The following is a 22122-nucleotide window of genomic DNA, read 5'->3' on the forward strand; positions in this document are numbered from 1 at the left end:
CGACGGGGACACGCACAGCCGGTTCTCCGTACATTGGAGTCGTGAGCTCATCTCCGTCATCCCGTCCCGCGGCGCTGCTGCGCAGCCTGTGTGCCGCCCTGTGCGCGATCCTGGCCGGTGCGGGGTTTGCCGCGTGGCTGGGGCTGACCTGGGTCCAGGACCATCTGCTCTCGCCCTCGGGGTTCCATGACACCGCGGCGGCCGTGGTCACCGAGACGACCTTCCAGGACGAACTCGTGCGCACCGTCCTGGACCGCGCGACGTTCAGCGCCCTGAGCGACGTCGAGGTCGGGATCGAACCCGTGGACCAGGCCATCGAGCGGGTCCGGGAAACGGCGGTCACCGCCGCACAGTCCTGGCTCACCGCCCCCGAGCAACAGGGGACGTGGATCCAGGTCCTGCAGGACACCCACGACGCGAACGTACCCCTGAGCGCCGATTCCGCGGACGCGCCCGAACACCTCGTGGTGGACGCCACCGCGTTGGGCGCCGCCGTGGATCACCAGGTCGAGGACGTCATCGGGATCTCCCCGGGGATCGCCCGCAACGATCTGACCATGACGGTCCCCGGTGCCGAGACCGGTCGCGTGCTGGACGCCCTGGTGGGGCTCGCCCCATGGCGGTATGCCCTGCCGTGGCTCGTGGCGCTGCTCGCGGTGCTCGCCGTGGTGGTCAGCCCGCGGCGGTGGCTCACGATCGCCGGGGTGGGCCTGGCCGGTGTGCTGTTCACCGGTGTCCTGCTCGCCGTGGTGCTGTGGGCCGCGAGCTCCGTGGTGGACGCGTCCGGTGTGGAACCCGTGGCGCACCTGGTCACGGAACAGATCATCACTCTGTTGCGAGAATCCTTCGTGGGACGCAGCGTCACGGGCATGATCGGTGCCGCGTGCGTGGCCCTGGTGGGTGTGATCGGCGCCGTGGTGCGCTCCCGTATGGTCACTTACCATTAAGGACATGTCCACCGTGGTTGACCTGTCCATGCCCACCGTTCCCCGGGTTCGTCGCACCCCCCAGGAAATTGCCGACGCCGCTCCGGTCACCGGAGAGCGCAAGGTCCTGTTGGCCGCGCCGCGCGGATACTGCGCGGGCGTGGATCGCGCGGTGATCGCCGTGGAGAAGGCGCTCGAGCACTACGGTGCTCCGGTGTACGTGCGCAAGGAGATCGTGCACAACAAGCACGTGGTCCAGACCCTCGAGGAGCGCGGTGCGATCTTCGTGGAGGAGACGGACGAGGTGCCTGAGGGCTCCCTGCTGGTGTTCTCCGCCCACGGGGTGTCTCCGGCCGTGGTGCAGTCCGCCCACGACCGCAACCTCCACACCATCGACGCCACGTGCCCGCTCGTGACCAAGGTGCACCGCGAGGCCGTGCGCTTCGCCAAGAGCGACTACGAGATCCTGCTCATCGGCCACGTGGGCCACGAAGAGGTCGAAGGCACGTTCGGGGAGGCCCCCGAACACATCCAGATCGTGAACTCCCCGGAGGACGTGGACAGCATCGAGGTCCAGGACCCGGACAAACTCGTGTGGCTGTCCCAGACCACGTTGAGCGTGGACGAGACCATGGAGACCGTGAACCGGCTACGCGCCCGGTTCCCCAACATGATCGATCCCCCCAGCGACGACATCTGCTACGCAACCTCAAACCGCCAGGCGGCGATCAAGGAGATCGCCCCGCAAGCGGACCTGGTGATCGTGGTGGGCTCGGCCAACTCGTCGAACTCCGTGCGCCTCAAGGAGGTGGCCCTCGAGTACGGGGCCCGGCGCGCCGAACGCGTGGACTTCGCCCACCAGGTGGACGAGTCCTGGTTCGAGGGTGTCGCAACCGTCGGCGTGACCTCCGGTGCCTCGGTTCCCGAGGTCCTCGTGCGCCAGGTCCTGGATCTGCTCGCGGAGTACGGCTACGGGTCCGTGGAAGAAGTGGAGACCGCCCAGGAGGACATCCTGTTCTCCCTGCCCAAGGAACTGCGCGCCAAGCTGGCCCAGGACGGGGACACGTCCCGTCGGTTGGGCGGCCGCGGGGCCAAGCCCACCCGCTGATCCCCCCCACCGCTCCGTTCGGAGCCGCTCGCGATTGCGGAGGGCCGGCGTGCGGGCTCTGCTCCCGGCGCGATCGCTGCAGAGTGCCCCACCGTTCCGGCCGGACCGCTTACTGCCGCGCTCGCGCCCGAAAGGAACGCCCGCCCGCCTCAGTCCCGCACGAACTCCGTGGCCGTGACCGAGCGGGGGACCGAGTCCACGGGTTTGGTGTCCAGGGCATTGGTTCCCGTGCTCGTGGGATCCAGTTCGGCGATCTTCCGGGCCGAGGGCAGCACCCGGGACTCCAACGACCCCACGAGTTTGTTGTACCCGTCCACGGAGCGCCGCAGTGACCCGCCCATGTCGGACAGGTGCTTGCCGACCGAGCCCATGCGGTCGTAGAGCTCCCGGGACAGTCGGTACAGCTCTCGCGCGTTGTCCGTGAGGGTGGCCTGGCGCCAGCTAAATGCCACGGCTTTCAGAGACGCGAGCAGGGACACCGGTGACACCAGGGCCACGTTCTGCTGCGCGGCGTAGTCCAGCAGGGAGGCGTCCGCGTCCAGCGCGGCGGCGAGGGCGGACTCGACGGGCACGAAGCACATCACGAGTTCGGGGGAGCTCTCCTCCGCGGACCAGTACTTCTTGGAACCCAGCGTGCTCACGTGCGAGCGGAGAGCTTTGGCATGGGCCGCGAGTAGCTGGGCCCGACGAGTCTCGTTCTCGGGGGAGCCGTCCGCGGGGACGGCCTGGGCATCCAGGTAGGAGTTCATGGGGGCTTTTGCGTCTACCACCACGGACTGTGCACCCGGGAGGTTGATGACCATGTCCGGGCGCTGCACCCCCGCGTCAGTGGTGCGCACGGTCTGCTCGGTGAAGTCCACGTGGCGAGTCATTCCCGCGGCCTCCACCACGCGGCGCAGCTGCATCTCGCCCCACGCCCCGCGTGCCGTGGTGGAGCGCAGGGAGGACTCCAGCGACCCGGTGGCCTGCAGCAGCTGCTGGTCCGTGGTGCGAGCGGCCTCCAGCGCCTGGGCCACGGCGCCGAACTGCGCGGCGCGGTCCCGCTCCAGCTGGTTCACGTGGCGTCCCACGGAGGAGAGCTGCTCGTTGAGCGGCGCCAGGGCACGCATGACGTCCTGGTCCTGCACGGCTCGAGCCTCCAGGGACTCCACCCGCTGCTCGAGCTGCTCCGCGGCCGCCCGGGCGGAGGCGGCGTCCTGCAGCGCGGCAATCCGCTGCTCCTGGGCCTGTTCCAGCTCAGTCTCCAGGGCCGTGGACTTCTGGTGGGCCAGCACGTACCCCAGCACCACGCCCACCACGAGGGCGAACAGCGCCCACAACCACCACACCTGAGCCATCGCCGAAGCATCCATGCGCTCACCATGACAATGCTGTCCGACACGCATAAGCGCCCCGGCTGAGCTCATCACCGGATCCGGAGGGCTACAGCCACCCGTTGCGCGCGGCGACGGCCGCAGCCTCGGTCCGGTTGGTGGTTCCGGTCTTGCCGATCGCGGCCGACAGGTGGTTGCGCACCGTCCCCGCGGAGAGGTGCAGGGCCCGGGCGATCTGCCCCGCCGAGGCACCGTGGGACGCTTCGCGCAGCACGTCCCGCTCCCGCGGGGTCAGGGGGTTCGGCCCGGCCAGCAGGGACTTCTCGGCCAGCGCCGGATCGACCACCCGCAGCCCCGCGTGCACCTTCCGGATGGCCTCCGCGAGCTCCGCAGCGGGGGTGTCCTTGACCACGAAGCCGGACGCCCCGGCGTCGAACGCGCGGCGCAGGTAGCCGGGGCGATCGAACGTGGTGACCATCAGGCACCGTGTCCCGCACCCGGCGGCCACGATCTGCTCGGTGGCCTCCAGGCCGGTGAGCCCGGGCATCTCGATGTCCAGCAGGGCCACGTCTACGGGGAGCTCCCCGGCAAGAGCGACCGCTTCGGCGCCGTCAGCGGCCTGGGCCACCACGGTGATGTCCGGTTCCAGGTCCAGCAGGGCGGCCAGCCCGGCGCGCACGAGGGCCTGGTCGTCCGCGATCAGCACTCGGATCTCGGTCATGCGCGCCTCACCTCCACGATCGTGGCGCCCCGGGGATCCCGCGCGACGGTCACCTCGCATCCCGCCGCCCGTGCCCGCTCCTTCATGCCGCGGATGCCGTTGCCCTCTCGCAGTTCCGGTTCGGCGCTCCCCTCGTCTCCGGAGAACGACGCCGCCGCGTCGTCTGTGCGCGGACGGCTCGTCGAGGGCGCCGTACCCTCTGAGCGAGCGACGGTCCCGGTCCGCACGTGATCGCCAGGGGAGGCACCCGCGGCCCGTGCGCCGTCGTCCGCGATGCGCAGCGACGAACCGGTGAGCGTCACGCGGCAGTGCGCCGCGCCCGAGTGGCGGACCACATTGGTCACGGCCTCCCGCAGGATCCACGCGAACGCGGAACGGGTGGCGGCATCCAGGGGCGGGACCGAGGATGGCAGGTGCGGGGTGATCCCGGCGGCGCGCAGGGCCGCGCGTGCCTGGACGAGCTCGACGCCCAGGTCCAGGTCCCGCAGCTTGCCGACCGTGGAGCGCACATCGGTGAGGGCTTCGCGGGACAGGGCCAGGACGTCGTCGAGCTCGGCGACGGCGCGCTGCGGGTCCGTCTCCACGAGACGCTGGGCGAGCTGGGTCTTGAAGGTGATGACCGTGAGGGAGTGGCCCAGGATGTCGTGGACGTCCCGGCCCACGGCCTCGCGCTGCCGGGAGACCGCGAGCTCGCGGGCCAGGCGCTCATGGGTCTCGGAGCGCTCCACGGCGAAGCGGGAGAGCAGGATGATCGGCCCGGGCAGGACCAGGCCGAACAGCGGCCAGAACCACTGCTCCCGGGGGAGCAGCATGAGCAGCGGCACCAGGGCCGCCACCTCGATCAGGAGCGAGGCCAGGATGCCCTGGCGCAGGGGCAGCCGGAACGCGCACACGGCCACGAAGAACGGGGCCGTGTAGGTCATGCCCCACGGCGAGGCAGGCAGCAGCAGGGTCAGCGGCACCAGCAGGACCACGCACCACAGCACGGCGTTGCCCAGCACGCTCAGGCGCGGGACCAGGATCTGCCGGATCCAGGAGAGCGTGTAGAGCCCGGCGAAGAGCACCAGTCCGAGCAGTCCCAGGGCAGTGGCCCAGACCGACTCGTCACTCTGCAGCAGTGCCGCGGCGGGGATCACGAGGAACACGAGCCAGACGGTGGCGAACAGCAGGTCAGACCAGTCGTGCTCGGGCTCCTCGGTGCGTGGGCGCGGGGCGGTCCCCGTGGGGGCGCTCATCGGCGGGCCGTGGACGTCCGGGCGGCCAGCAGCGCGATGATCCCGAACACGGCGGCCCAGGCCACCGCGTTGACCACGAGCCACAGCAGGCTGTCGGTCTGCGGGGCACCGCCCATGGTGGCCACCTCACCTTCGGTCACGGGATAGCGGGCAATGCCCACGATTCCATACATGGGGGTGAACCGTGCGATGTCCAGCATCCCGCCGGAGAGCGGCATGAACACGTTGCCGAAGAACGCGAAGACCACCAGCGCGCCGGAGGCGGCCCCCACGGCGGTGTCCGAGCGGAAGATCAGGCCTGCGGCGAGCCCGTAGAGGGCGAACACCACGGAGACCACCACGCACAGCACGGCGGCCAGCAGCCAGCGCCAGAGGTCGTCCATCGAGGCGTTGGTGAACGCTCCCACCAGGAACACGATGACCACGGGCAGCACGGCGATCAGCAGAGCCACCGCCACCTTGGTGGCCGCGTAGCCGCCCGTGCCCATGGGGGTCAGGGCGAGCTGCCGGCCCCAGCCCTGCAACCGTTCCACGGCCGCGCCGGCGGAGATCGCGGTGGTGGCGGTGACGGCCCCGTAGACGGCCATCGACACCATCACGTACGCGGAGACGTTGCCCCCGGGCAGGCGGGCGTCGGACCAGCCCTGCACCGCGCCGAACAGGATGAACAGCACGGCGGGCAGCAGGGCCACGAACACCAGGTTGGGGATCGAGCGGAGGTTCCGCCGCACGTCGTGGGCGGTGTAGGTCAGGGACATGACGGGCTCCTTGGGGTCTGGGTGCGGTTATGGGCGCACGAGCTGCGGGGCGAGGGGAGGGGCGGGAGAACGGTGCGGTCACCCGCGGTGCGCTGCGCGCGGGTTCACGCGGCCGCGTCGTCTCGATGGATCAACGCCGCGAACGCCTCGTCCAGGCCGCCGCGGGAGATCTCCAGGGCGCTCGCGGGGGTGCGGGTCAGCAGTTCGCGCGCGAGGGCGTCCGCGTCCTCGGTGCGTAGGTGCACGCGGGACTCCGAGCGGCGTGAGACGGTGGCGCCCGTGAACTCGGGCAGCGGCTCGCCAGCCGGCCACACGAAGGACACGGTGTGGTGGCGGGACGTGGAGCGCAGCTCGTCCACGGAGCCGTCGAACGTGATGCGCCCGGCGTCCATCAGGACGATCCGCTCGGCGACGTCCTCCGCCTCCTGGAGGTAGTGCGTGGCGAACACGACCGTGAGTCCGCGCTCGGTCTTGGCGCGCATCGCGTCCCAGAACTCGGTGCGGGACTGCACGTCCATGCCCGCAGTCGGCTCGTCCAGCACGAGCAGCTCGGGGCGCGGGAGCAGGGCCAGGGCGAAGCGGACCCGCTGCTGCTGCCCGCCCGAGCACTTGGCCACCTTCCTGCGCGCGAACGACGCCGCCCCCGCCCGTTCCAGCGCCTCGTCCACGGGCAGGGGGTCCGGGTAGAGGGACGCGATCATGGTCACTGTTTCGTGCACGCTCAGGTCCGCGAGCAGCCCGCCCACCTGCTGCACCGCGCCCACCTTGCCGTGGGCCACGGCCGTGCGGGGGCGCTCGCCGCACACGCTCACCGCGCCGGAGGTGGGCTCGCTCATGCCGAGCACCATGTCGAGCAGGGTCGTCTTTCCCGCGCCGTTGGGCCCCAGCAGGGCGACGACGCCGCCGCGCGGGATCTCCAGCGAGACTCCCTGCACGGCGCGGACCGTCTCGGAGCGTGTGCGGAAGGTCTTGACGGCGTCCTGCACCTGGATGGCGGGGGAGTGGGGCTGCGGTGGGTGTGTGGCGTTCATGGGTCCAGATTCCCGTGCGGCGGGTCGGCGCTGAACTGCTGATTGTCACGAGTGGGGCGTGACATGTGTCAGGGGTGGGGTGGGCCGCGGAGTCGCGTGGCCGCGTCGTCGGGCGGCCCCGGTAAGATGGCGGACCGTGGCTCTTACTATTGGAATCGTCGGTCTGCCGAACGTCGGAAAATCAACCCTGTTCAACGCCCTCACGCGCAACACGGTGCTCGCCGCGAACTATCCGTTCGCGACCATCGAGCCGAACGTGGGCGTGGTGAACCTGCCGGACGAGCGGCTGGAGAAGCTCGCGGAGCTGCACGACTCGCAGAAGATCGTGCCGGCCACGGTGTCCTTCGTGGACATCGCGGGCATCGTGAAGGGCGCGTCTGAGGGGGAGGGGCTGGGCAACCAGTTCCTGGCCAACATTCGTGAGGCGCACGCGATCGCCCAGGTGATCCGCGTGTTCGACGATCCGGACGTGATCCACGTGGACGGCAAGATCGACCCGGCCTCGGACCGCGAGACCATCAACACCGAGCTGATCCTCGCGGACCTGCAGACGCTGGAGAACGCGATCCCCAAGCTGGAGAAGCAGGTCAAGATCAAGAAGGGCTCGCCCGAGCAGTTGGCCGCCTACCAAGCCGCGGAGAAGGTGCTGGCGGAGGGCCGCACGATCTTCGAAGCCGCCGGGCCCGAGAAGCTCGACACCGACAACCTGCACGAGCTGAACCTGCTCACCGCCAAGCCGTTCATCTACGTATTCAACGCGGACGAGGGCGTGCTGTCCTCGCCCGAGCGCCAAGCCGAGCTGGAGGCGCTGGTGGCGCCCGCGCAGTGCGTGTTCCTGGACGCGAAGCTCGAGGCTGACCTCGTGGAGCTCTCCGAGGAGGAGGCCCGCGAGATGCTGGAGATGGAGGGTCAGGACGAGTCCGGCCTGGACAAGCTGGCCCGCGTGGGCTTCTCCACCCTGGGTCTGCAGACCTACCTCACCGCTGGCCCCAAGGAGGCCCGCGCGTGGACCATCAACCAGGGCGACACCGCCCCCAAGGCCGCCGGGGTGATCCACTCGGACTTCGAGCGGGGCTTCATCAAGGCGGAGATCGTCTCCTACGACGACCTCATGGCCGCCGGAACCATGGCCGACGCGAAGGCCGCGGGCAAGGTGCGCATGGAGGGCAAGGAGTATGTGATGCAGGATGGGGATGTGGTGGAGTTTAGGTTTAACGTCTGATGTGCCCCGGTTGTTGAATGAGCTGCAGGTAACGTAAACGTGCATATGCTGGTTTTGTGATCAACGAGTGGCTATGGGTGCACAAAGAATCAACAATGGTGGGCTGGGACTCCCCCGCTCTCTCTGGTCGATTCGCTGCCGACGTACCATGGTGAGACTTCGAACAGGACTGCCGCTACGCCACAAGTCGTGCCGGGAGAGGAATTGCGGACCTAGGGGTAGGGCGGTGCTGAGAGGCTGCTGAACATCCTCGGGCCGGAGCACACCAGTGATGAGGGCATTATTGCTACGGAGGGCTGGGAACCGAACGTCCCGGTAGTGCGACATGCTCTCGACCCGTGGGGCATCGAAGTCGCCAGGTGCAATTATGAGCAAGACACGCGAAAACCGTTTGCTGACAGCAGATTCGTTTTGGCGAGTCTCAGTTATATTGAGTTTGAATGATAAGCAACGGAGGATAACGAACCGTGGCGCTAAAGAAATCTGACCTCTACAGCTCTCTGTGGAAATCTTGTGATGAGCTTCGTGGCGGCATGGACGCCAGCCAGTACAAGGATTACATCCTGACGCTACTGTTCGTGAAGTACGTCTCCGACAAGGCCAAGGTGGACAGGAACAGTCTCATCGAGGTGCCCGCTGGCGGCTCGTTCGACGACATGCTCGCGGCCAAGAGTGACCCTGAGATCGGCGACAAGTTCAACAAGATCATCGGCAAGCTCGCCGAGGCGAACAACCTGCGCAACGTCATCGACCAGGCCGACTTCAACGCGCCCGAAAAGCTCGGCAACGGGAAGGAGATGGTCGACCGGCTGTCCAAGCTGGTGGCGATCTTCGCCGACCTCGACTTCCGTGGCTCACGCGCCGAGGGCGACGACCTACTCGGTGACGCCTACGAGTACCTGATGCGCCACTTCGCCACTGAGGCGGGCAAGAGCAAGGGCCAGTTCTACACGCCCGCCGAGGTGTCGCGCATCCTGGCCAAGGTCGTCGGCATCGGCAAGGAAACGCGGCAGGACGAGACGGTCTACGACCCTGCCTGCGGCTCTGGGTCGTTGCTCCTGAAGGCGGCAGCTGAGGCGCCGCGTGGCATGACGATCTATGGCCAGGAAAAGGACAACGCCACGTGGGCACTGTCCAAGATGAACATGATCCTGCACGGCAACGAGATCGCTGACATCCAGAAGGGTGACACGCTCACCAGTCCGCAGTTCACGCATGGCAACCAGCTCGACACCTTTGACTACATCGTCATGAACCCGCCATTCTCGGTGAAGTCCTGGCGCAACGGGCTCGACGTTGAGTACGGACGCTTTGAGTACGGCACTCCCCCAGAAAAGAACGGTGACTACGCCTTCCTCCTGCATGCCCTGACATCGCTGAAGTCGCGTGGCAAGGCAGCGATCATCCTGCCGCACGGCGTCTTGTTCCGCGGTAACGCCGAGGCCACCATCCGCACCAAGCTGCTCAAACAGGGTTTCATCAAAGGCATCATCGGACTGCCAGCCAACCTGTTTTACGGCACCGGTATCCCCGCCTGCATCGTCGTGCTCGACAAGGAAAACGCCCAGGCACGAACCGGCGTTTTCATGATCGACGCGTCCAAGGGCTTTATCAAGGACGGCAACAAGAACCGCCTGCGCGACCAGGACATCCACAAGACTGTCGACACCTTCAATCGCCAGGTCGAAATCGACCGCTTCTCCCGCATGGTGCCGATGGCCGAGATCGCCGATCCCAAGAACGACTACAACCTCAACATCCCGCGCTACATCGACTCATCCGAACCCGAAGACCTGCAGGACCTCAACGCCCACATCCACGGCGGCATCCCGAACCGCGACCTTGACCTGCTCAGCGCCTACTGGGACGCCTTCCCATCGCTGCGCGACCAGCTGTTTGTCGCCAACCGCGCCGGCTACTCCGACCTCGCGCTTGATGTCGCTCAAGTGCAGCAGGCTATCCTCGACTCGGCGGAGTTCAAGAACTTCAAAGACAAGGCACGCGGCCACGTCGTCCAATGGTTCGAGACACACCGTGACCAGCTCGAAACCATCGACGCCGCCACGGTGCCGAACGACCTGATTACCGCCCTCGGCGATGACCTTCTCAAACGGTTCAAGCCCGTCGCGCTGCTCGCCGAGTACGCCGTGTACCAGCAACTCATGAGCTACTGGCATGACACCATGCATGACGACGTGGCACTTATCATGGGCGAAGACTGGATGGATGCCGCCAAGCCTCGGGCCTCGCGCCTTCTGGGCTACGACAAGAACAAGAAGCCGAAGTACGAAGACGCGCATCTGCAGTTTGGAACAGGCGCCAAGGCCGAGCGCTATGTCATGGACCTGATCCCTCCGGAGCTCGTGGTTGCGCGCTACCTGGCGGGTGAGCAAGCGCAGCTTGACGACCTCGCGGCGGCGGCCGACGAGGAGGCTCGCAAGCTTGAGGTACTGATCGAGGAACAGGCCACTGAAGATGGTCTGTTGTGGGATGCACTTGATGACAAGGGCAAGCTCACGCAGAAGTCGCTCAACGCCGCACTTCGGGTCGCCAAGAACGATGATGACGACGAGGCAATCGAAGCACTCGCGGACGCTCTGGCGCTAGTTAAGAGAGAGGCGTCCGCCAAGAAGAAGGCCAAGGCCGCGCAGTCCGCGCTCGACCTCAAGGTCCTGAATAGATACAGCGACCTGAGCATCCCGGAGCTCAAGGCACTCGTGCTCGATGACAAGTGGCAGAAGACGCTTATTAGCCGCGTGACGGGCGAGGCTGATGCACTGACGCTCGATCTTGTTGCCCGGATCCAGCAGCTTGGTGAACGGTATGCGTCAACTACCAAGGATCTTGACGATGAACTCGCCAAACTTGAGTCCAGGGTGGCGCGCCACCTGTCTGACATGGGGGTCCAGCCGTGAACGGATGGCGAACACGACCTGTTTCATCGCTCATCGACGGCTTGACGGCCGGGGTAAGCGTCCGGTCAACGACAAGCCAAACCGGCGGCCCCTCGGTCCTTAAGACGTCGGCAATCGACCGAGGACGATTCCACCCTCGTGAATCGAAGACCATCCTCCCCGATGATATATCGAGAGCGAAATGCCCAGTGCTATCAGATAGCATGCTCATCAGTAGGATGAATACTCCTGCACTGGTTGGTGACGTTGGCTATGTCGACCGGGACCACGACTCGCTGTATCTGCCAGATCGGCTCTGGCTAGCAAAGTCGAGACGGGGCGCCAACACCGATATGCGATGGTTGACGTACTATTTTTCTTCGGAACGCGGATCACATACCCTCCAGGGACTAGCAACTGGGACTAGCGGCAGCATGAAGAACATCCCAAAAAGTAGAGTTCTTGATCTTGAGATTCCGACCCCCAGCGCGCCAGAGCAGCGTTCCATCGCGAATGCGATCACTACAGCCGATGATCTGATCGCCACACTCGAGCGCCTCACCGCCAAGAAGCAGGCAATCAAGCAGGGCATGATGCAGCAACTCCTAACCGGCCGCACCCGTCTGCCAGGGTTCAGTGGCCGCTGGTTGAATTCCACCCTTGGAGCCATCGCTCGTGTCAGTGGCGGCGGAACGCCATCCACCCGCATCAGTTCGTTCTGGGGTGGAGGAATCCCATGGTTCACTCCTGCGGAGATTAATGCCGAGGGCTCAGGGCTCGTATCGTCTTCCGAGCGGACTATCACCCGCGAGGGACTCGCGAGCTCTGCAGCTACTCTACTGCCTGCAGGTACGGTGCTGGTGACGTCGCGTGCAAGTATCGGCAACTGCGCTGTCGCCGCAGTGCCGGTGTCTACAAATCAGGGGTTCACATCGCTGGTACCCAGGGATTCACGCTCGACCTGGTTCCTCTACTACTGGATTCAGCAATACCGGTCGGAACTTGAGTTTCGCGCAGCCGGAAGTACTTTCCTTGAGATCAGCGCAAGTAAGGTAGCGGCTATTTCATTGCGTCAGCCTAATCTCGAAGAACAGGTAGCGATCGGTATCGCGATTCGGGACGCAGACGCAGAAATCGACACGCTCGATAACTGTTTGACCAAGGCTCGCGCCATCAAGAAGGGAATGATGCAGCAGCTGCTGACTGGCCGCACGCGTTTGCCCGTGGCGGCTACGTCATGAATATCGAATGGGTGGTCGCGCAGCTTGACGATTTCATCAAAGCCACCACGGTGACCTATGTCCCTTCTCCGCCAAGCTCTTTTGGATTCCATAGTTACAAGACAGCGATCCCCGAGGATGAGATCGTCAAGCGTGCTCAAGTCGTAGAGCAGATCCTTGATCGAATCGTCCCGACTTGGCGAACGGACGTGCAAAAGAAGGATCGACAGAAGTGGTCAGTCCACTACGAAGCATCGATCCGAGCGCGCGAGGAGATTGTTCGCGCCGAGGAAGTTCGGGAGAACCTCGGCGAAAATGCACCAGAACTCTCTGCGACCGAACTTCACCCATGGATATGGGAGGGCGCCAAGTCGCTCTGGCGGTCCGGCCATTATCGAGAAGCAGTCGGCGGTGCGATTCGAAAGCTCAATGCCGAGACACAGAACAAAGTGGGTCGTCGCGATGTGAGCGAGACGAACTTGTTCAAGCAGGCGTTCTCGACGGACCAGCCGAAGGCTGATGCGGCCCGGCTCCGACGCATGAAAGACGACGGCAGCGACACCTACAAGTCGGTGCAGCGTGGCGCGATGTCTCTCGCGGAAGGGGTCTTTGCGGGTATCCGCAATCCACTGAGCCACGAAGTCGACCAGGAACTGAGTGAGCAGGAGGCGCTGGAGTATCTGGCTGCGCTGAGTGTTCTCGCACGGTGGGTCGACCAGTCCCAGACGGAGGCATCAGTATGAGTGACGTCGGCCAGATCGAACGCAAGACGCAGAACCGTGTCCTCAAGCTGTTCACCGAGCAGCTTGGCTACGAGTACGGCGGCAACTGGGAGTACCGCCAGGGCAATTCGAACATCGAGGAGGCGCTGCTCGCCCAGAACCTCAAGGCTCGGGGCTACTCCGAGCTCCTGGTCTCTCGGGCCATCGACCAACTCAAGAAGGCCGCGGCGGTCAGCGTCGGCCACGACCTCTACGAGGCGAACCGCGAGGTCTACGAACTGCTGCGCTACGGCGTCAAAGTGAAGCCGAGCGTCAGCGACCCAACGGTCACAGTCTGGCTGCTCGACTGGAATGATCCGAACGCCAATCACTTCGTCCTCGCAGAGGAAGTCACGGTGATCGGGCCGCACACCAAGCGGCCCGACGTCGTGCTCTACGTCAATGGCATCGCCTTCGCCACCATTGAGCTCAAACGCTCATATGTCGGTATCTCCGAAGGCATCCGGCAAACGCTCGGCAACCAGGACAAGCAGTTCATCCGGCCGTTCTTTTCTACAGTGCAGCTGGTCTTCGCTGGCAACGACGTCGAGGGGCTGCGGTACGGGGTCATCGACACGCCCGAGAAGTACTGGCTGGCGTGGAAGGAATCGTCCGACGTCGCTGGTCCGCTTGACCGCGCGTTGCTGCAACTGTGCAGCAAGGACCGCTTTCTAGAACTGATCCATGACTTCACCGTCTTCGATGCCGGTGTGCGTAAGACGGCTCGGCACAATCAGTTCTTCGGCGTGACGGCCGCTCAGGAACGGATCGCCAAGCGCGAGGGCGGCATCATCTGGCACACCCAGGGGTCGGGCAAGAGCCTCACCATGGTCTGGCTGGCCAAGTGGATCCGCGAACATCAGGACGATGCGAGGGTCCTGCTGATCACCGACCGCACGGAACTCGACGAGCAGATCGAGGGCGTCTTCAAGGGTGTCAACGAGCAGATCTATCGCACTAAGAGCGGCGCCGATCTCATCGCCACGCTCAACAAGAGCCAGGAGTGGCTCATTTGCTCACTCGTCCACAAATTCCGCGCAGCTGGCAAAGACAAGAACCAGGACGAGGCGGCGGCTGACTTCATCAAGGAGCTGAGCGCCTTCATCCCGAAGGACTTCTCGGCCAAGGGCAACCTGTTCGTCTTCGTCGACGAAGCCCACCGCACCCAGACCGGCAAGATGCACACCGCCATGAAAAAGCTGCTACCGGGCGCCATGTTCATCGGCTTCACCGGTACGCCGTTACTCAGGGCCGACAAGGCCACCAGCATCGAGACGTTCGGCTCGTTCATCCACACCTACAAGTTCGACGAAGCGGTCGAGGACGGCGTGGTGCTCGATCTGCGCTACGAAGCCCGCAACATCGACCAGCACCTGACCAGCCCGAAGAGGATCGACCAGTGGTTTGACATCAAGACCAAGGGCATGACCGACCTCAGCAAGGCCGAACTCAAGAAGCGCTGGGGCACGATGCAGAAGGTCGTCTCCAGCGAGCCCCGAGCCAAGCAGATCGTCGACGACATCCTGCTTGACATGGAAATCAAGCCCCGCCTGATGAACGGGCGCGGCAACGCCATGCTGGTCGGCGCCAGCATCTACCAAGCATGCAAGTTCTACGACCTGTTCGTAGCCAGTGGATTCCAGGGCAAGTGCGCCATCGTCACCAGCTACGCACCCAACGCTGGCGATATCTCCAAGGAAGACTCCGGCGAGGGCAAGACCGAGAAGATCCGCCAGTACGACACCTACCGCAAGATGCTGGCCGACTACTTCGACCAACCCGAAGACGTCGCCGTCACCCGAGTCGAAGAGTTCGAGAAGGCGGTCAAGAAGCAGTTCGTCGAGAACCCAGGCCAGATGCGCCTGCTGATCGTTGTCGACAAGCTGCTGACCGGCTTCGATGCACCGAGCGCCACATACCTCTACATCGACAAGAAGATGCGCGACCACGGGCTGTTCCAAGCCATATGCCGCGTCAACCGACTCGACGGCGACGACAAGGACTACGGCTACATCGTCGACTATCAAGACTTGTTCAACTCGCTCGAGGACGCGATTACCGACTACACCTCGGGCGCACTGGATGGCTACGAAAAAAACGACATCGAGGGACTGCTGTCCGACCGCATCGAGAAAGCCCGCGGGGACCTCGACGAAGGGGACTGATGCACGTTTAGGTGACAGTCGGGGTGTTAGGCCGCAAGGCTCACGGCTGGGTTCATGATGGTCTCGTATTCGATGGGGGTCAATCGGCCCAGGCGAGCCTGTCGGCGGCGTCGATGATAGGTCCGTTCGATCCAGGTGACGATCGCGATTCGGAGTTCTTCTCGGGTCCTCCAGCGGCCTCGGTCCAGGACGTTCTTCTGGAGCAGGGCGAAGAAGGATTCCATAGCGGCGTTGTCGCCGGCGGCACCGACCTGGCCCATCGATCCGATGAGGTGGTGACCGTTCAATGCGTGGACGTATTTTCGTGATCTGAACTGGGATCCGCGGTCCGAATGCACTATGCAGCCGGCCGCGTCTCCACGCCGAGATACTGCGCTGTCCAGGGCGTTCACCGCGAGACGAGCCTTCATCCGGGAGTCTATGGAGTAGCCGACGATGCGACCGGAGAACGCGTCCTTGATGGCGCAGAGGTAGAGCTTGCCCTCGTCGGTCCAGTGCTCAGTGATGTCGGTGAGCCAGAGCTCGTTGACGTCATCCGCAGTAAAGTCGCGCCGGACCAGGTCGTCGTGGACCGGCGGTCCGGGGCGCTTACCGTTCTTGCCGCGCTTCTTGCCGAAGGCTGACCACCACTGGTTGTCACGACAGATCTTCCACGCTGTTCGTTGGCTCATCACCTCGCCAGCGATGGCGGCTTCATCTGCGAGGAATCGGTAGCCGAACGCAGGGTCGTCGCGGTGGGCGTCGAGCAGGGCGTTGGCGCGGTAGGCCTCGGTGAGCTCGGCCTCGGTGACCTGCTGTTTGCGCCAGCGGTAGTAGGGCTGGCGCGAGAGCTTCAGGACCCGCAAGGACACCGCGACGGGGATTCCATCGTCGGCGAGCTCGCTCACGAGCGGGTAGAGCCTTTTCCCGGCAGATTCGCCTGGGAGAGATAGGCGGCTGCGCGGCGGAGGACCTCGTTCTCCTGCTCGAGCAGGCGGATCCGCTTCCTCGCATCGCGCAGTTCCGTCGACTCCTCACGGCTCCGGCCGGGGCGGCTGCCGTCGTCGATGTCAGCTTGGCGGATCCACTTGTGGAGCGTCATCTCGTGGACGCCGAAGTCCTTCGCGATCTGCGCGATGGTGACGCCGTTCTCACGAGTCCGGGCCACCCGCACGACATCGTCGCGGAACTCCTGGGGATAGGGAGCGGGCATGGTGCACATCCTTCCAGGCCGCCCGGTGGGCAAGCCAGATCAGATGTCACCTATCCATGCGGCAGTCCCAAGCGCTGGAGCTTGTTCGTGCACTTGTTGAACCGGTATCGAACCCGAAGAACACCATCGACTACTTGCGCTACTTCGCCACCATTGATGGTGACGCCGAGTTGCTGAAGAACAACGAGCAGAGACGCGTCTCGTTCTACAAGGCGGTAACGGCCGTCGCACGTTGCTACGCCAACCTTGCTAACGACATGAACGATGCCGGCTACTCCGACGCCGCGGCTGAGGCGATCAAGCAGGAGGTTGCGCACTACGCTGACGTTCGGGCCGAAGTGAAGCTCGGCGCTGGCGAAGACGTCGACTTCAAGCAGTACGAAGCGGGCATGCGCCACCTACTCGACACCTACATCCAAGCCGACGACTCCGAGGTGGTGTCGGAGTTCGACAACGTCGGGCTCGTCGACCTCATCGTCAAGCTTGGCGCTGGGGCGATCGACAAGCTGCCGCCCGGCATGAGGAAAGATCCCGAGGCCGTCGCCGAAACGATCACGAACAACATGCGCAAGGTGATCGTCGATGAGTATGCCACCAACCCGGCCTATTACGACAAGATGAGTGCCCTGCTCGACTCGATCCTCGAGGCTCGCCGCAAGGCTGCAATCGACTACAAGCAGTACCTGGCGTCTCTCCTTGATGCAGCGGAACAACTCGGCAGCAAAAGATCTGACCAGGCGTACCCGGAGTGGGTGCACAATGGAGCGCAACGCGCCCTGGTGGACTTCCACTTCACTGACCCAGCCCATCCGATCCAGGTCGATTTCGCGATCCGGACGTCGAAGCCGCACAACTGGGTTGGTAATGCCATGAAGGAAAAGGTCGTACGCCGCGCCGTGGCTCAGGCACTTCCTGACGGCTTTGACCGCCTGGATGAGCTGTTCGATCTCGTGAAGGCACGTGATGAGTACCGCTAACGCCTGCCTGACCATCCGCGGCATTGACGTCGATGTTATCTACAAGGACATCAAGAACCTGCATATCGGCGTCTATCCTCCACTCGGCCGCGTGCGGGTGGCCGCCCCCACTCGGCTCGACGACGACGCCGTACGGCTTGCCGTCATCAAGCGGCTGCCGTGGATCAAGCAGCAGCGTCAGCAGTTCAGGGACGCCGAGCGGCAATCCGAGCGCGAGATGGTTACTGGGGAGTCTCACTACGTCTGGGGGAACCGGTACCGCCTCAAGATAGTTGTCCGTCCCGGACACACTCATTTCGAGATCGACGGTGATCGGCTCGTGCTCTACACCCCAGAGAGCGGCGATAGCGCTCGGCACCGCGTCGCCCTCGATCAGTGGTACCGCCAGCAGCTACGCCATGCCCTACCCGAAGTGATAGCCGCGTGGGAGGTCAAGCTGGGTCTGTCAGTTCCGAAGTGGACAATTCGACGCATGAAGACGAAGTGGGGCTCATGCAACCGGGAGACGCGGCACATCTGGTTCAACGCCGAGCTCGCCAAGAAGCACCCCGACTGCCTGGAGTACGTCGTCGTCCACGAGATGATCCATTATCTTGAACGGGGCCACGGAGAGCGGTTCACGAAATTGATGGATCGGGAACTCCCCGATTGGCGACGTCGCCGCGAGCAACTAAACCGCGAACCCTTGGCCGAGGAGGCGTGGGGGACTGCTGCACGAGAAAGTGGCAGGGGTTAGGCAACCAATTTGAGTGCTTTGGTCATGACGGTATCGAACTTGATCGGCGGCAATCGATCGAGGCGGTCCTGCCTGCGGCGCCGGGGATAGGCCGGCTCGATCCACGTGACGATCGCGATACGCAGCGGTTTCCGGGTGCCCCAGGTTTGGCGGTCGAGGACGTTCTCTCGTAGCAACAGGAAGAATGAAGCGCCCTGGGTTTCGTTCCGATCCTCCTTGAAGAAGTAGGCCGGAACGAAACCCAGGGCGCGTAAGCTTGCCCTACTTTTGGATATACGCGATCGACCAGATAATGCTGATCGTTACGAGTTAACCGAGGTCGAGGTCGCCGTTGAGCCACTCGTATGTGCGCTGCTTGTCCACCGTGGGGTCATCATTGACGACTAACGAGAGATACCGGTCAAAAGCATCCTCCGACGGTGAATGAGCGTCCGCAGGGACGTCAGTGTCGTCGTCCATAGCGACAGTCGCCGTCCCGGTGACGAAGAGGGATGTGAAGAGACGCGCGGAACCCAGAAGCTCTACGAGGCGGGCACTGATCTGTTCAGTCCGCGTCCTGATGGCTTCTCGTAGAAGCCCGCCGCCCGTCTCGGGCCACGCGGTGTCGAAGACACCTTCGGCCTCGGAGTAGCGAGCGAGCTCGATGGTTGTGATACCGGGGCGGACCTCGTCAACCAGATCAGGGTTCGTCTCGAGATCGGCGCTCAGACCTGAAAGGACCTGCTGGAAAAGATCGTAGAGTCGGCCGAGTGCCGCGAGCGTCATGAGGCTACGGGGGTAATCGGGGTCGTCTTCATCAACTTGCGCGGGGACGTCGCCAGCGCGGGCAAGGACTCCCCAGGCCCAGGGGATCCATCCCTGGTCGTCGCGGAAGTCCATGCCATCGGTGATTGTCTCGAGCAGGTGCTCAGGGATCGAGGCTGGGATATCGGGTGCGGTGCTCATGGAGTCTCCGTCCGTCTCTGGCTGGCCAATGTTGAGCATCGCACACGGGGCTGACACGCAGAAGGCTGAGGGACCTGGAGCAGTCCCGATCTACTGGTAGGAAGGGGGCGTGGGTCGTGACCTTTGCCAGTCGAAACGCGACGTCGTTCAAGGTGGCCAGGCTGCGGCAATGCAGCGGCGCTCTGCTTAGTTTGAAGCATGCGCTTCGTCTAGTTAGACATCTGCTAACGGCATGGTTGAGCCATGCAGTACACCCGTCGCATCGTGGACCTCGAGCTGGAGGACCTCTTTGGTGAGGTAGCAACCCTCGCACTGGACGGTCCCAAAGCCGTAGGCAAGACCACGACGGCGGAACAACGGGCGGCTGGGCTGGTGAAGCTGGACTCCTAAGCCGTTCGCGAGCCCCTCGCAGCGGATCCGCAGATCATCCTCCGCCGCCCGCGTCCGCTCCTCGTCGATGAGTGGCAGAAGGTGCCGGAGGTGTGGGACGTCGTTCGCCGTGCCGTGGATGAGGATGCCGTGGGCGGGTAGGTCCTTCTTACCGGCAGCGCGAGTCCGCAGGACGGAACCGTGCCGCACTCGGGAGCCGGCCGGATCGGTCGCCTGCGCATGCGCCCGACGACGCTCGCCGAGCGTGGTCTGGTCACACCGACCGTGAGCCTTGTTGCTGTTCTGACTAGACGTGACGTCATCCAGGGCGAGTCAACAATGGGGCTGCCCGAATACGTAGAGGAAATCGTTGCCCCGGGTTTTCCGGGGATGCGCGGCCTGAGCGCCCGCGCCCGGGGTTTCCAGCTCGACTCCTACCTGCGCAATGCTGTGGAGCGCGACGTGCCAGAGCAGGGCCTGGCGGTCCGTCGCCCGGAGGCCATGATGGCCTGGCTGCGAGCGTATGCTTCCGTCACTTCGACGACGGCGAGCTACTCCCAGATTCTCGATGCGGCGACCCCTGGTCACAGCGACAAGCCAGCACGGGCGACCGCCGAGTCCTACCGCCAGGTGCTCGCCTCGTTGTGGCTTCTCGATCCTGTGCCGGCCTGGACCCCGACCGGCAGTCCGATGACTCGCCTCGGGCAGGCTCCGAACCACAACCTGGCGGATCCTGCTCTTGCAGCTCGCCTCCTCGGCCTGGGCGCTGATGCGCTGCTGGGCGGCAAAGGGGAGCCGCTTCGTCCCAAGGCGGGTTCCATGCTGGGGATGCTCTTCGAATCATTGGTGACATTGTGCGTCCGTGTCGCTGCCCAGGCCGCGGAGGTCGACATCGCACACCTGCGGACGCGCAACGGCGACCACGAGGTGGACCTCGTGGTCGTGCGGCCCGACGGTGGCGTCGTCGGTGTGAAGGTGAAACTGACGGCGGCTGTCAGCGACTCCGACGGCAAGCACCTGCGCTGGCTGCGCGACCAGCTGGGATCACGTTTTGTGGATGGTCTGATCATCACGACGGGTCCGACCGCCTATCGGCGGCGGGACGGTATCGCCGTGGTGCCCCTGGCCCTGATTGGCCCCTAAGGAACGAAGCAGCCTGAGCCGAGCTGTCTGAGGGCGTCGGCAACGTCCCCAGTGAAGGAAGCCCATGCCTGATCGTCGTCATGCGGACCACGCCAGGATGTTGACTGGTACCATAAACTGGTACCAGTCAACGTAGGGAAGGTACTCCATGTCCATCAGTGCAAGCGAGGCCCGCAAGACTCTCTTCCCGCTCATCGAGCGCGTGAACGAAGACCAGGAAGCCGTCGAGATTGTCTCTCGGAAGGGCAACGCGGTGCTCATGCCCGCCGACGAGTACGCGGCGTGGCAGGAGACCGCCTACCTGTTCCGGTCGCCGTCGAACGCCCGCAGGCTGCTCGACGCCTACGATCGTGCCCGCGACGGGAAAACCCAGGCCCACGAGCTCGACCGCTCCGACGAGTCGGCCAGCCAGACTCGGGACGTCTGAATGCGGCTGGTCTGGGACGAGGCCGCCTGGGAGGACTACACGTACTGGCAGACCGCCGACCGGAGAATTCTCAAGCGGATCAACCTGCTCATCGATGCCTGCCTGCGCGAGCCGTTCGAGGGCATCGGCAAGCCGGAGCAGTTGAAGTACGGGGCGCGGGGCTCGTGGTCGCGGCGCATCAACGAGGAGCACCGGCTCGTCTACCTCGTGACTGGTGAGGATCTCGTGATCTTGCAGGCTCGATACCACTACTGAGCCGGGCTGAACTGTCGTTGTTCGGATCGGTTGTGCCAGGTGACTTTGTGGCCGACGCTTATGGCGAATTTCAGGGATGCCCGAGAAGATTGTCCGACCCTTCATTGGTGAGGAATGTTGCCGTGCCCGATGAAGCCCTGTTCCTTCGCAGATTGCGACAGGCGGACGCCCCTGCTGTTCACCAGGCTTTCGCCTCCAACCCCGACATGGCCCGTCAAGGCGTGGTCACCACGTCCGAGGAGGCCTCGGCGTACGTCGCCCGCCTCGTGAGCCCGGACTCGCCCCACGAGCCCTGGGCCGTCGTCGAGTCCGACGCACTGATCGGCCTCGTCTGCGTCACGGTGGACGAGGACAACAGGAACGGCTGGTTCTGGTACTGGATGACCGACCGGGCGCGCGGCAGGGGAGTCATGAGCCGAGCGGCGGCAACGGTCGCCGAGTGGGCTCTCGCGGAGCGCGGACTGGAGCGCCTCGAACTTGGCCACCGCGTCAACAACCCGGCGTCTGGCGTCGTCGCGAAAAGAGCTGGTTTCGTCAAGGAAGGAACCCAGCGTCAGAAATTCCTGGTGGACGGAGAACGCCTCGACGTCGACACCTACGGACGGTTGAAAACCGACCCGCATCCGGCCTTTGACCCCCTGCCCATGGTCACCCGATGAATGGTGACGGGAAACACCTATCAGGTTGCCCCCACATGCCCGGGGAACCGTATTTCCGCTGGCCA

Annotated in this window: 21 protein-coding genes; 14 read left to right on the forward strand and 7 right to left on the reverse strand. The window is 64.5% G+C overall.

Annotation, left to right across the window (positions count from 1 at the left end; genetic code table 11):
• Window positions 1-41 precede the first annotated feature (41 nt).
• Together HBK84_RS03860 and HBK84_RS03865 are read left to right on the forward strand one after the other, a co-directional pair.
• Complete coding sequence (locus tag HBK84_RS03860) at window positions 42-947, forward strand: hypothetical protein (protein ID WP_167318232.1); 906 nt, start codon at window positions 42-44, stop codon at window positions 945-947.
• 4 nt (window positions 948-951) lie between these two features.
• A complete protein-coding gene (locus HBK84_RS03865; protein ID WP_064847295.1) occupies window positions 952-2034 on the forward strand; it encodes a 4-hydroxy-3-methylbut-2-enyl diphosphate reductase in 1083 nt (360 codons plus the stop codon).
• Between the two features lie 149 nt (window positions 2035-2183).
• Here HBK84_RS03865 and rmuC read toward each other — a convergent pair whose 3' ends face one another.
• The 5 genes from rmuC to HBK84_RS03890 all read right to left on the reverse strand — a co-directional run bounded on the left by rmuC (window position 2184) and on the right by HBK84_RS03890 (window position 7092).
• Window positions 2184-3386 carry a DNA recombination protein RmuC gene (gene rmuC, locus HBK84_RS03870; protein ID WP_240919093.1) on the reverse strand — a complete coding sequence of 401 codons (1203 nt, stop codon included), beginning with the start codon at window positions 3384-3386 and terminating at the stop codon, window positions 2184-2186.
• 70 nt (window positions 3387-3456) lie between these two features.
• Window positions 3457-4068 (reverse strand): response regulator transcription factor, encoded by a 612-nt coding sequence (locus HBK84_RS03875; protein WP_167318233.1) that lies wholly within the window; start codon window positions 4066-4068, stop codon window positions 3457-3459.
• Window positions 4065-5303, reverse strand: coding sequence for a sensor histidine kinase (locus HBK84_RS03880; protein WP_167318234.1), 1239 nt, complete (start codon window positions 5301-5303; stop codon window positions 4065-4067). Before HBK84_RS03880 ends, HBK84_RS03875 begins: the two co-directional genes overlap by 4 nt.
• Window positions 5300-6061: an ABC transporter permease gene (locus tag HBK84_RS03885; protein WP_167318235.1), complete on the reverse strand. Its 762-nt coding sequence runs from the start codon at window positions 6059-6061 to the stop codon at window positions 5300-5302. The genes HBK84_RS03880 and HBK84_RS03885 overlap by 4 nt, the downstream gene beginning before the upstream one ends.
• 104 nt (window positions 6062-6165) lie before the next feature.
• The gene (locus HBK84_RS03890) at window positions 6166-7092 is read right to left on the reverse strand and encodes an ABC transporter ATP-binding protein (protein WP_167318236.1); all 927 of its coding nucleotides are present in this window, start codon (window positions 7090-7092) and stop codon (window positions 6166-6168) included.
• A gap of 136 nt (window positions 7093-7228) precedes the next feature.
• Here HBK84_RS03890 and ychF point away from each other — a divergent pair, with 136 nt between their 5' ends.
• The 5 genes from ychF to HBK84_RS03915 all read left to right on the forward strand — a co-directional run bounded on the left by ychF (window position 7229) and on the right by HBK84_RS03915 (window position 15354).
• Window positions 7229-8314 carry a redox-regulated ATPase YchF gene (gene ychF / locus HBK84_RS03895; protein WP_167318237.1) on the forward strand — a complete coding sequence of 362 codons (1086 nt, stop codon included), beginning with the start codon at window positions 7229-7231 and terminating at the stop codon, window positions 8312-8314.
• Between the two features lie 467 nt (window positions 8315-8781).
• Entirely contained in the window at window positions 8782-11229 is a 2448-nt protein-coding gene (locus HBK84_RS03900; protein ID WP_167318238.1) for a type I restriction-modification system subunit M, read from the forward strand.
• Between the two features lie 413 nt (window positions 11230-11642).
• Complete coding sequence (locus HBK84_RS03905) at window positions 11643-12449, forward strand: restriction endonuclease subunit S (protein WP_370520593.1); 807 nt, start codon at window positions 11643-11645, stop codon at window positions 12447-12449.
• Entirely contained in the window at window positions 12446-13171 is a 726-nt protein-coding gene (locus HBK84_RS03910) for a TIGR02391 family protein (protein ID WP_167318240.1), read from the forward strand. Before HBK84_RS03905 ends, HBK84_RS03910 begins: the two co-directional genes overlap by 4 nt.
• Window positions 13168-15354: a type I restriction endonuclease subunit R gene (locus tag HBK84_RS03915; RefSeq protein ID WP_206069190.1), complete on the forward strand. Its 2187-nt coding sequence runs from the start codon at window positions 13168-13170 to the stop codon at window positions 15352-15354. Before HBK84_RS03910 ends, HBK84_RS03915 begins: the two co-directional genes overlap by 4 nt.
• Window positions 15355-15380: 26 nt before the next feature.
• On the opposite strand, the gene HBK84_RS03920 is transcribed toward HBK84_RS03915, so the two are convergent.
• A protein-coding gene (locus HBK84_RS03920; RefSeq protein ID WP_240918877.1) for an IS3 family transposase occupies window positions 15381-16546 on the reverse strand; the annotation gives its coding sequence in 2 pieces (ribosomal slippage) (window positions 15381-16259 and window positions 16262-16546; 1164 coding nt in all).
• A 56-nt stretch (window positions 16547-16602) separates the two neighbouring features.
• Here HBK84_RS03920 and HBK84_RS03925 point away from each other — a divergent pair.
• Window positions 16603-17523 (forward strand): type I restriction enzyme endonuclease domain-containing protein, encoded by a 921-nt coding sequence (locus HBK84_RS03925; protein ID WP_167318241.1) that lies wholly within the window; start codon window positions 16603-16605, stop codon window positions 17521-17523.
• Window positions 17510-18259, forward strand: a complete 750-nt coding sequence (locus HBK84_RS03930; RefSeq protein WP_167318242.1) for a M48 family metallopeptidase — start codon at window positions 17510-17512, stop codon at window positions 18257-18259. The genes HBK84_RS03925 and HBK84_RS03930 overlap by 14 nt, the downstream gene beginning before the upstream one ends.
• 309 nt (window positions 18260-18568) lie before the next feature.
• Here HBK84_RS03930 and HBK84_RS03935 read toward each other — a convergent pair whose 3' ends face one another.
• Entirely contained in the window at window positions 18569-19204 is a 636-nt protein-coding gene (locus HBK84_RS03935) for a hypothetical protein (protein ID WP_167318243.1), read from the reverse strand.
• 243 nt (window positions 19205-19447) lie between these two features.
• Here HBK84_RS03935 and HBK84_RS13115 point away from each other — a divergent pair, with 243 nt between their 5' ends.
• From HBK84_RS13115 to HBK84_RS03955, 5 genes are all read left to right on the forward strand, one after another.
• Entirely contained in the window at window positions 19448-19594 is a 147-nt protein-coding gene (locus tag HBK84_RS13115) for a hypothetical protein (RefSeq protein WP_370520594.1), read from the forward strand.
• 180 nt (window positions 19595-19774) lie between these two features.
• On the forward strand, window positions 19775-20716 hold the full coding sequence (locus tag HBK84_RS03940) for an ATP-binding protein (protein ID WP_370520595.1): 942 nt from the start codon (window positions 19775-19777) through the stop codon (window positions 20714-20716).
• 148 nt (window positions 20717-20864) lie between these two features.
• Window positions 20865-21143 (forward strand): type II toxin-antitoxin system Phd/YefM family antitoxin, encoded by a 279-nt coding sequence (locus HBK84_RS03945; RefSeq protein WP_167318244.1) that lies wholly within the window; start codon window positions 20865-20867, stop codon window positions 21141-21143.
• Window positions 21144-21398 carry a Txe/YoeB family addiction module toxin gene (locus tag HBK84_RS03950; RefSeq protein WP_035965439.1) on the forward strand — a complete coding sequence of 85 codons (255 nt, stop codon included), beginning with the start codon at window positions 21144-21146 and terminating at the stop codon, window positions 21396-21398. It begins immediately after the preceding gene.
• A 122-nt stretch (window positions 21399-21520) separates the two neighbouring features.
• Window positions 21521-22057, forward strand: a complete 537-nt coding sequence (locus HBK84_RS03955; RefSeq protein ID WP_167318245.1) for a GNAT family N-acetyltransferase — start codon at window positions 21521-21523, stop codon at window positions 22055-22057.
• Window positions 22058-22122 lie beyond the last annotated feature (65 nt).

The organism is Kocuria sp. KD4 (assembly GCF_011769905.1).
GTDB lineage: Bacteria > Actinomycetota > Actinomycetes > Actinomycetales > Micrococcaceae > Kocuria > Kocuria marina.

Bases quoted from the DNA above. Each gene is read 5' to 3' on its own strand.
- HBK84_RS03865 (WP_064847295.1), top strand. From the start codon at position 952: ATGTCCACCGTGGTTGACCTGTCCATGCCCACCGTTCCCCGGGTTCGT.
- rmuC (WP_240919093.1), bottom strand. From the start codon at position 3,386: ATGGATGCTTCGGCGATGGCTCAGGTGTGGTGGTTGTGGGCGCTGTTC.
- HBK84_RS03875 (WP_167318233.1), bottom strand. From the start codon at position 4,068: ATGACCGAGATCCGAGTGCTGATCGCGGACGACCAGGCCCTCGTGCGC.
- HBK84_RS03880 (WP_167318234.1), bottom strand. From the start codon at position 5,303: ATGAGCGCCCCCACGGGGACCGCCCCGCGCCCACGCACCGAGGAGCCC.
- HBK84_RS03885 (WP_167318235.1), bottom strand. From the start codon at position 6,061: ATGTCCCTGACCTACACCGCCCACGACGTGCGGCGGAACCTCCGCTCG.
- HBK84_RS03890 (WP_167318236.1), bottom strand. From the start codon at position 7,092: ATGAACGCCACACACCCACCGCAGCCCCACTCCCCCGCCATCCAGGTG.
- HBK84_RS03905 (WP_370520593.1), top strand. From the start codon at position 11,643: ATGAAGAACATCCCAAAAAGTAGAGTTCTTGATCTTGAGATTCCGACC.
- HBK84_RS03910 (WP_167318240.1), top strand. From the start codon at position 12,446: ATGAATATCGAATGGGTGGTCGCGCAGCTTGACGATTTCATCAAAGCC.
- HBK84_RS03915 (WP_206069190.1), top strand. From the start codon at position 13,168: ATGAGTGACGTCGGCCAGATCGAACGCAAGACGCAGAACCGTGTCCTC.
- HBK84_RS03925 (WP_167318241.1), top strand. From the start codon at position 16,603: ATGCGGCAGTCCCAAGCGCTGGAGCTTGTTCGTGCACTTGTTGAACCG.
- HBK84_RS03930 (WP_167318242.1), top strand. From the start codon at position 17,510: ATGAGTACCGCTAACGCCTGCCTGACCATCCGCGGCATTGACGTCGAT.
- HBK84_RS03935 (WP_167318243.1), bottom strand. From the start codon at position 19,204: ATGAGCACCGCACCCGATATCCCAGCCTCGATCCCTGAGCACCTGCTC.
- HBK84_RS13115 (WP_370520594.1), top strand. From the start codon at position 19,448: ATGCAGTACACCCGTCGCATCGTGGACCTCGAGCTGGAGGACCTCTTT.
- HBK84_RS03945 (WP_167318244.1), top strand. From the start codon at position 20,865: ATGTCCATCAGTGCAAGCGAGGCCCGCAAGACTCTCTTCCCGCTCATC.
- HBK84_RS03950 (WP_035965439.1), top strand. From the start codon at position 21,144: ATGCGGCTGGTCTGGGACGAGGCCGCCTGGGAGGACTACACGTACTGG.